This is a genomic window from Ruminococcus sp. CAG:379 (assembly GCF_000434255.1).
GTDB lineage: Bacteria > Bacillota > Clostridia > Oscillospirales > Ruminococcaceae > Ruminococcus_F > Ruminococcus_F champanellensis.
This window is the reverse complement of sequence record NZ_FR894788.1, coordinates 1-7,340: the sequence shown is the minus strand read 5'-3', so window position 1 is coordinate 7,340 and position 7,340 is coordinate 1. Positions and strand designations below refer to the sequence as shown.

Annotated in this window: 8 protein-coding genes; all 8 read left to right on the top strand. The window is 55.8% G+C overall.

Features of this window, described 5'->3' with window-relative positions; translation table 11 throughout:
* Positions 1 to 160 precede the first annotated feature (160 nt).
* Positions 161 to 1,129, top strand: coding sequence for a CPBP family intramembrane glutamic endopeptidase (locus tag QVO51_RS00055; RefSeq protein WP_022356718.1), 969 nt, complete (start codon positions 161 to 163; stop codon positions 1,127 to 1,129).
* Positions 1,130 to 1,195: 66 nt separating this feature from the next.
* A complete protein-coding gene (locus QVO51_RS00050) occupies positions 1,196 to 1,519 on the top strand; it encodes a DUF6442 family protein (RefSeq protein ID WP_015559288.1) in 324 nt (107 codons plus the stop codon).
* Positions 1,507 to 1,734, top strand: coding sequence for a helix-turn-helix transcriptional regulator (locus QVO51_RS00045; protein ID WP_022356717.1), 228 nt, complete (start codon positions 1,507 to 1,509; stop codon positions 1,732 to 1,734). Before QVO51_RS00050 ends, QVO51_RS00045 begins: the two co-directional genes overlap by 13 nt.
* A gap of 16 nt (positions 1,735 to 1,750) precedes the next feature.
* On the top strand, positions 1,751 to 2,926 hold the full coding sequence (gene thiI, locus QVO51_RS00040) for a tRNA uracil 4-sulfurtransferase ThiI (RefSeq protein ID WP_015559286.1): 1,176 nt from the start codon (positions 1,751 to 1,753) through the stop codon (positions 2,924 to 2,926).
* Positions 2,927 to 2,978: 52 nt separating this feature from the next.
* Entirely contained in the window at positions 2,979 to 3,539 is a 561-nt protein-coding gene (locus tag QVO51_RS00035; protein WP_022356716.1) for a CinA family protein, read from the top strand.
* The gene (locus tag QVO51_RS00030) at positions 3,536 to 5,029 is read left to right on the top strand and encodes a class B sortase (RefSeq protein ID WP_022356715.1); all 1,494 of its coding nucleotides are present in this window, start codon (positions 3,536 to 3,538) and stop codon (positions 5,027 to 5,029) included. Before QVO51_RS00035 ends, QVO51_RS00030 begins: the two co-directional genes overlap by 4 nt.
* A gap of 409 nt (positions 5,030 to 5,438) precedes the next feature.
* Positions 5,439 to 6,392 (top strand): SpoIID/LytB domain-containing protein, encoded by a 954-nt coding sequence (locus tag QVO51_RS00025; protein ID WP_276746649.1) that lies wholly within the window; start codon positions 5,439 to 5,441, stop codon positions 6,390 to 6,392.
* Positions 6,393 to 6,488: 96 nt separating this feature from the next.
* Positions 6,489 to 7,340, top strand: an 852-nt coding sequence (locus QVO51_RS00020; protein ID WP_288167633.1) for a thymidine phosphorylase, incomplete at its 3' end; no start/stop codon positions are given.

Genomic DNA, 7,340 nt, shown 5'->3' with positions numbered 1-7,340 from the left:
TGTTGGCACATCTACCACACATTCCTTGTGCGGTGTTGCCTTAAATGGTGTTCCTTCCACTATATGCACCTCATTCTGTCCCATATGCAAATTGACACGGAAAACGGAATGTGCTATAATCAAAATGTATATCCAAAAAAGAAAACAGGAGGACAACAATATGAACAAGCGGATCTCCGGCTACCGTCAGTCGGAAACCATGCAGGGGACGATATCCGCCCGGACGCCGGAAAGCCCGGTGCTCCAGTGCCTGCTCTTTCTGGGGGTATTCCTGGTGGCGATGCTGGTGGAAAGCGCACCTCCCACTGTGCTGGCCTTTCCGTATATGATGGCGCAGCTACTGATATCCCATGTGGATCTGAGCGACAGCGCAGCGGTGATGGCGTTTTCTACCAGTTTTACCCTGCCGGGCTGGCTGGTGGCGATGCAACTGTTCTGCACCGGTCTTGCCACTCTGCTTACGGTGGTGTACTGTACGGATGTGGAGCGTCGCCCCCTCCGCTCCCTTGGCTTTGCCCGGAAAAACGCCCTGCGGGATTATCTGACAGGCGCTGCCCTGGGTGTGGGCATGATCGGAGGTGCTGTGCTGGTGGGGGTATCCACCGGGTCGCTGGAGTATGCCGGCTCCTCCCTCCGTGGAAACGGGGGCGTTTTCTTCCTGCTGCTGCTGGGCTGGATGGTGCAGGGCATGAGCGAGGAGGTCATGTTCCGGGGCTTCTTCTGCAACAGTCTGGTGCGCAAATGCAATCCCCATGCGGCAGCCCTCATCAGCGGCATCGCCTTTGCCCTTGCCCATATGGCGAACAACGGCAAGACCCTGCTGGCGATCCCCAATCTGATCCTGTTCGGCATGTTCGCCGCTTATTATATGTATCGGTTCGACAGCCTGTGGGGCATCTGCGCACTGCATAGCTTCTGGAACTTTGCCCAGGGGAACCTGTTCGGCATCAAGGTCAGCGGCATGTCCCTGGACGTGACCGCCCTCCGGTTCGTATCCAAGGAGGGCAGGGAGCTGATCCACGGGGGACTGTTCGGTCTGGAGGGCGGCGTGGGAGTCACCATCATGCTGCTCATCGGCATCGGTCTGCTGCTGTTTACGGGAGAGCAGGCAGAAAAAAGAAAAGTGTAAAGTTTACTTGACATCCTCCGCTGGCTGTGGTATACTATTTATATCACAGAACAGCGGAGGTGTGCTATGAAACGGGAACAGATCCTGGAACGATCCCGCCGGGAAGGACTGGACGAGCGGGAACAGCAAATTTATCTGGACGCTTATAATTTTTCCGGCAGCGTGTGTGTGGGGCTGTGCCTTCTGCTGACGGTGGGGAGCATCCTCCGGTCGGAGAGCTTCTATCCCTACAGCATTCTGGTGTTCGCCGCCATTGCTTCCTCCTTCCTGTACCGCTTTGTGCGCCTGCGCAAGGTTTCTTTTTTGGGATGGGGGCTTGCGGCTCTGGTGCTGGCGTTGGTCAGCGGCGTGCTGTACCTGACCGGATGGGGGGAAGCATGGAGGAACTGATCCTGCAAAACCGGCTGCGGCATGTCCGGTCCCAGCGGCATTTGTCCCAGGGGGAGCTTGCCCAACTGGTGGGGGTATCCCGACAGACCATCTGCTCCATTGAAAATCACCAGTTCTGCCCCAGTGCAAGACTGGCGCTGCTGCTGTGCATCGCTCTGGAGCAGCCCTTTGAAACTCTGTTTTATTTTGAAGATCCGGAACAGCCGGAGGCTTGATAGGAAGGATAAACACATGAAAGAGATCATACTTGCAAAATACGGCGAAATGGCGCTGAAGGGACTGAACAAGAACGGCTTTGAGGATATCCTCCTGAAGAACATCCGCCGGCGGCTCAAGCCCCTGGGCAGTTTTACCTACGCCAAGGCCCAGTCTACCATCTACATCACCCCGGCGGAGGAGGATGTGCTGGAGGACGCCATGGAACGGCTGGGGAAGGTGTTCGGCATCGCCGCCCTGTGCCGGGCACTGGTGTGCGAAAAGCGCTTTGACTCCGTGGCGGAGCGTGCGCCGGAATACCTGGAGGAGGTGCTGTCCGGTGCCCGTACCTTTAAGGTGGAGGCAAAGCGGTCGGACAAGGCGTTTCCCATGAAATCCCCGGAGATCTGCCGGGAGCTGGGAGGCATCCTGCTGGACAAGTTCCCCCATCTGACCGTGGACGTGAACCATCCGGAGGTGATTGTTACAGTGGAGATCCGGGACACCAATGCCTATGTGCATGCGGATCGTCGTCCCGGTGCCGGGGGCTTGCCGGTGGGCAGCTCCGGTCGGGCGTTGCTGTTGCTGTCCGGGGGCATCGACAGTCCGGTGGCAGGGTATATGATGGCGAAGCGGGGCATCTGCGTCAGCGCCATTCATTTTATCAGCCCTCCTTACACCTCCGAGCGTGCCCTGTTGAAGGTGGAAACCCTGGCGGAGAAGATCGTGCCCTACTGCGGCTCCATGGCGTTCTTCTGTGTGCCCTTTACCAAAATCCAGGAAACCATTAAGGATCAGTGCCCGGAGGAGCTGTTCACCGTTATCATGCGGCGGCTTATGATGGAGGTGGCACAGCAGATCGCAGACCGGGAAGGGTGCCTTGCCCTCATTACCGGGGAAAGCGTGGGGCAGGTGGCAAGCCAGACCATGCAGGCGCTTTGCGCAACGGATGCGGTGTGCCGGATGCCTGTGTTCCGCCCGTTGATCGGCATGGACAAGACGGAGATCATTGCCATTTCCAGGAAGATCGACACCTACGACACCTCCATCGAACCCTACGAGGACTGCTGCACCGTATTCACCCCCCGGCACCCCAAGGTGCGTCCCCGTCTGGAGGATGTGGAACGGGCACAGGGTGCATTCGACTTTACGGAGCTGGTTACAGAGGCTGTAACCAATACGACCATGAAGATCATTCGTACAGATTTTTGATCTAGCTTATTTACGGATAGATCATAATTAACGCTTATTTATTGGTGGTTCTATGAAAAACTGGGCTGAGGAATACGAAAATATCGGACATTCTCATGAAATATTCACGCAAAATCTTGACAGAACGGTTACAAATGTAGTACAATTATTGATGCTGAAAGCGATGACCATTTCGACAGCGGAAAGCTGTACGGGTGGGTTGCTTTCGGAATTGATTACTTCTGTACCAGGTGCATCGCAGGTTTTTGAACTTGGGGTTTGTACCTATTCCAACAGGATCAAGCAGGCACTGTTAAACGTTCCGGAGGGAATGCTTGCACAGTACGGCCCGGTCAGCAGACAGGTTGCCCTTGCAATGGTGCGTGGATTGAAAGAAAAATCCGGCGCAGACCTTTGCATTTCCGTGACCGGCCTTGCAGGACCCGGAGGCGGTACCCCGGAGCAGCCCGTAGGAACCGTTTATGTAGGCTTCGCGTTTGGAAGCACGGAGTGGGTGTCCGGCTTGCGGCTGTGGGAATGGGACGCAATCAACAGGAACAGCATACGGCGGCACACAGCCCTATGCGCATTCGGAATCGCAGAGCACATATTGGCGGAGGTTGGTAATCAATGAGCAACAAGGATGAAGAACTGTTAGAGAGCATCCTTCGAGAAACGGAAGGTCGGCATGCACAGCGTCCGGTACAGCAGCCTGTGGAGCAGTCCCGGGAGCAGTACGGTGCGGAGCCCGCTTCGGCGTCAGAGCCGGGCGGCACGTTTTCGGACGGTACAGAACAAGTACAGCCGGCGGAGCAGTCCGCTGCATCCGCCCAGCAGCAGGAATCCTCCCAGACGCAAACGGAGGAACCCGCAGAGCAGGCGGTGTCTGAGGCGGAAGCGTTGGAGCCGCAGCCGGAAATGACCGGAACGGCAAAGCAGGAGGCTGCACAGGAGGCTGTGCCCGAAGCGAAGCCGGATGCGCAAACCGCGCAAACGGATCAGCCGAGGACCGACAAAAAAACCAAGGCGCAGGGTGCGCCGAATAAAACCAAACCCAAGCGCAAGAAATTTTCCTATAAGGACGTTCTGCGGGGCTTGTTCCCGTGGAAAGGCGACAGCGGCCTGGAGGTCACCCGGAAGATCGTGTTTCTGATCTCGGTGATCGCATTCAGCGTGTGTCTGGAACTGATTTCCTCCTATTATTGGGGGCTGCACCAGAGCAAGAAGCTGTATGATCAGCTCCAGCGGGAGATTGAACAGATCTCCCTGGACACCGTAGATCCTACCAAGATTCAGCAGGGATCGGTGTCGGAGACCATGGAACTGAGTGAGCTGGGCGAAAGGCTGTTGGCTCAGAACGCCGACGCGGTAGGCTATATCAGCATTCCCGGCACAAAGGTAAACTATCCCATCGTGCAGAGACGCAGTGATGATGGAAATGACTATTACCTTTACAGAAACTTCAACGGAGAGCATTCTGATGCCGGCGTACTCTACCTGGACTACCGCAACAACTTTGATCGGGTGGAAAACGGCAAGCGTGTGTGTGACAATTCCACGAATCTGGTTGTGTACGGGCATAATATGGACAATTTGTCGATGTTCGGTTCTTTGAAGAACTACAGGAACGACTGGGGTTATTATTCAAAGCATCCCCTCATCACACTTTGCTCCAATTATCAGACCTATACCTACAAGATTTTCGGGTTTTTCATCATCGATGCTGAGGACGAATCCGAAACAAAGTTTGATTGCTGGAACACTCTGAATTTTTCATCAGAAGAGGAGTTCTACGACTACGTGAATAACGTAAAGCGGCGTGCCCTCCAGACCAACGGAGTGGACGTCCAGTACGGGGACCAATTGCTTACCCTGTTCACCTGCAGCGGCATTTTTGACGAGGCACGGCTGATCGTGATGGCAAGAATGGTTCGCCCGGACGAGGATCCTTATGCAGGGACCCAGGAAAGCCAGCAGAATCCCAACGTTCTCTGGCCGACCATTTATTATCGGTGGAACAAGAACAATTACGATCCCGACGCCGAGTTTGTTCCCTATGGCCCAGTCACCACCACCGGTGACGACAACGAGCCGGCGGAAACAACGGAGGAAGCAGACGAGTAGATCCCCAGGGCACGGACGAGAGTGCCCGGAGATCCAAAGAAACCCGACTCCCGGCAGAGGGGGCAGATTTCAGCAAACACAAAAGCAACGACCGGACGCATTTTGCACATGAGCGTTCACGTTTTCAAAACGGACAGCTTTGTGAATGCGGCGCAAAATGAAGGCAATTTGTGAATGGAGGAACGTACTATCGACTGAGTTTATTTCAATCCCCGCTTCCAACATCTTGGGGGAAATTTAATCCGATGATTTCATCGGCGAGATGGAGATTTATATGCAAGTTCGAAAACGAATTAAAAGTGTCGCAGCGGCGCTTGCATTGCTGTTCAGCTATGCAACAGTGGCTGCAGTGCCGGCAACGGGTGCAACGGCTGCGGAACAAACACTTGAACTTCAGAACACGTGCTCTGTGGAGGAATATGAAGTAACAAACTGGTGGAAGGCTGAGCTGTCGGACTATGACGCGAGCCTGACGCCCGTGAGCTATGAATGGACCGATACCGACGAAACGGTTACGGACGATGACATTGAAAATAAAAATGTTGACCAGAGTGAGCGGAGAGATCCCCCTCAGGCAGCAGAGCTGGGCGCAGCAAATCCGGATCCGGGCAGTTTTGTGATTACCACATACGGCTACGGTCACGGGGTTGGCATGAGCCAGAACGGCGCCAACTATTACGCAAGCTACGCAGGAATGAATTATCAGCAGATCCTGGAGCATTATTATCCGGGTACCAGCCTGATCAACACCGAGACGGCAGGTTCCGAAACCATTACGGTGGCTGGTGCCAGCGGCAGCGTACTGGATCTGGTTTCCCAGGTCGTGTACAACGAAGTCGGCAGCACCATGAACCCGGAGGCTATGAAGGCACAGGCGGTTGCAGCCTACACCTACATCAAGTACTACGGCAACAACGGTCATGACCTGCGGCGCAAAGCCAATCCTCCGGCAAACGTCATCAGTGCGGTGGAATCCGTGCTGGGCGAGGCGCTGACCTATAACGGCGCTTACGCATTGACTACCTTCTACGCTTCTTCCGGCGGATCCTCCGCCTCCTGCTCTGATGTATTTGCAGCAGATATCCCGTATCTGAGAAGTGTGGATTCCGAATATGACGCAGCCTGCGATCCCTACTACGGGGTTCGGCAGAGCTACTCCGCAGAAGAAATGAGAAAGCTTCTGGAAAATGCCCTGGGCATTCAGCTTTCTGAGGATCCTTCCAATTGGATCAGCTTCACCACCGGAGAGGGCGGTTATGTTTCCTTTGTAAACATTGACGGCCAGGTAAACATCAAGGGCAACCGGTTCCGCACTATGCTGGGACTGAGATCTCCCAAGATGGAATGCGTCTACGGCGAATAATTCTGAAAACGCAGAGGGCATGATGCCTTCTGCGTTTTTGATTGTCTTGCTTTTTTGTTTCCGTTGTGGTATGCTGAAACAAAAGGAGGGATTTCCATGCGTGCATATGATCTGATTATGAAAACCCGGCGGGGGGAACCGTTGACCGGGGCGGAGATCCGCTTTCTGGTCAGTGGCTGCGTGTCCGGGGACATTCCGGACTATCAGCTTTCCGCCTGGCTGATGGCGGTGTGCTTTCAGTCCCTGACCCCGGCGGAGACCCTGGAGCTGACCCTTGCCATGCGGGATTCCGGAGACCGGATGGATCTGTCCGGGATCCACGGCACCACAGCCGATAAGCACAGCACCGGCGGGGTGGGGGATAAGACCACGCTGATCCTGGCACCGGTGGTTGCCGCATGCGGCGGCTATGTGCCGAAAATGTCCGGCAGGGGGCTGGGCCACACCGGGGGCACCATCGACAAGCTGGAAAGCATTCCGGGCTTTTCCACCGCCATTCCCTACGACCGGTTCATTGACACGGTGAACCGGGCAGGCTGCGCTGTGGTGGCACAGAGCGGCCATCTGGTGCCGGCGGACAAGAAGCTGTATGCTCTGCGGGATCTGACCGCTACGGTGGACAGCATCCCCTTGATCTGCGCCAGCATCATGAGCAAGAAGCTTGCCATGGGGGCGGACTGCATCCTGCTGGACGTAAAAACCGGCAGCGGCGCCTTTATGAAAACGGAGCAGGAGGCGGTGCAGCTGGGGGAGGCTATGGTGCGCACCGCAAAGCTTGCCGGGAAGCGATGCCGGGCGGTGGTGACGGATATGGATATGCCCCTGGGCAGTGCCGTGGGCAACGCCATCGAGGTGGCGGAGGCCATTTCCGTCTTGCAGGGACAGCGGCACACGGCACTGGGAAAACTGAGCCTGACTTTGGCTGCCCACATGCTCACCATGTGCGGC